A 1,576-nucleotide genomic window follows, 5' to 3' on the forward strand; every position below is an offset into this window, starting at 1 on the left:
GCGACGCGTGCGGTGGCTTCGGGGGTCGGAGATGCTCTGCAGGTGGTGCAGTAGGTTCATCGGGGCTGCGCTAGGAGGGTTGTTTCAGCGCTTTAGTTTCGCTTGGATTTAGATGCGATTGCCCTGCCCGCGTGGCACTAAGGCTACAGCCACTTTTTGCTCATGAATCCCGCAAAAACGGCGCGAACGGCCCCCGCCGCAGCGGGTACGCTGCCCCCTATGCGCCACACCACCCCAAGCCCCCGCACGCTGTGGACCATGCTGCTGGCGCTGGCCGCCGGCTTTGCGCTGAGCCAGGCCTTCCGCACCGTGGCGGCGATCCTGGCCACGCCGCTGCAGGCCGAATTCGGGCTGTCGGCGCAGGCGCTGGGGGTGTTCGCCGGGGCCTTCCACTTCGCGTTCGGGGTGATGCAGTTCTTCATGGGCATCGGCATCGACCTGTACGGCGTGCGCCGCACGGTGCTCACCGCCTTCCCCATGGCCGCCGCCGGGGCGCTGATGGCGGCGCTGGCGCCGGGCTACGGCGTGCTGGTGCTGGGGCAGGTGCTGATCGGCATCGGCTGCGCGCCGGCCTTCCTGGTGTGTACGGTGTTCATTGCGCGGCACTTTCCGGCGTCGCGCTTCGCGGCGGTGTCCGGCGCGGTGATGGGCCTGTCCGGCGTGGGCATGCTGGCCACCGGCACGCCGCTGGCCTGGCTGGTGCAGGCCTTCTCCTGGCGCGCGGGCTTCATGGTGCTGGCCGGCGCCTGCGTGCTGGCCTGGTGCGGCATCTACGCCACGGTGCACGAGCCCGCGCCGGCGCCGGGCGACCCGAAGGCGCCGCGCGAGTCGGTGGCGGCGGCGGTGCGCGGCTTCGCGGCGCTGTTCCTGGTGCGCCACACCTGGGGCATCGTGGCGCTGGGCGCGGTGGCCTACGCCAGCTTCATCACCCTGCGCGGGCTGTGGCTGGGGCCGCTGCTGATCGCGCGGCACGGCTTCTCGCTGGTGGACAGCGGCAACGTGGCGCTGGCGGTATCGCTGGCCGGCATCTTCAGCGCGCCGCTGTTCGGCCGCCTGGACCCGGGGCTGGCCCGGCGCCGCCGCTGGATCGTGGGCTGCACGCTGCTGACGGCGCTGGTGTTCGCGGCCATGGCGCTGGCGCACAGCTCCTGGCTGGACGTGGCCGCGCCGCTGGCGATCGCGCTGCTGTCGGGCTACATCGTGCTGCAGTACGCCGACGTGCGCAGCGCCTACCCGGCCGCGCTCACGGGCCGGGCCATGGCGGTGTTCACCATGTCCATGTTCCTGGGCGTGGCGCTGATGCAATGGCTCACCGGCGCCGTGGCCTCGGCCGCGCAGGCGCAGGGCTGGGAGCCGTTCGCCGCCGTGCTCGGCGCGATCGCCGCGCTGCTGGCCGCCGCCGCGGCGGCCTTTGCCTGGCTGCCGGCGCCCGCCGTGGCGCGGGGGTCGCCTTAGGGCAACGCTGAACAAGCCCCTCGCGTGTCGCGCATCCCTGCTGCGGGCGGTCTGCGGCGTTGCAAATCCTCGCCATGGCGGCGGCCATGGCTGCGGCTTGCGCCTTGCATCCCATCCCACA

General features: G+C 72.5%; 1 protein-coding gene. It reads left to right on the forward strand.

What is annotated here, in order from left to right; all coding sequences use genetic code 11:
- Window positions 1-219 precede the first annotated feature (219 nt).
- Entirely contained in the window at window positions 220-1,455 is a 1,236-nt protein-coding gene (locus tag JHD63_RS22515; RefSeq protein WP_233168547.1) for an MFS transporter, read from the forward strand.
- Window positions 1,456-1,576: the final 121 nt, after the last annotated feature.

The organism is Xylophilus sp. ASV27 (genome assembly GCF_016428875.1).
Lineage (GTDB): Bacteria > Pseudomonadota > Gammaproteobacteria > Burkholderiales > Burkholderiaceae_C > Xylophilus.

Coding starts and splice junctions, on each gene's coding strand:
- JHD63_RS22515 (WP_233168547.1), top strand. CDS start 220: ATGCGCCACACCACCCCAAGCCCCCGCACGCTGTGGACCATGCTGCTG.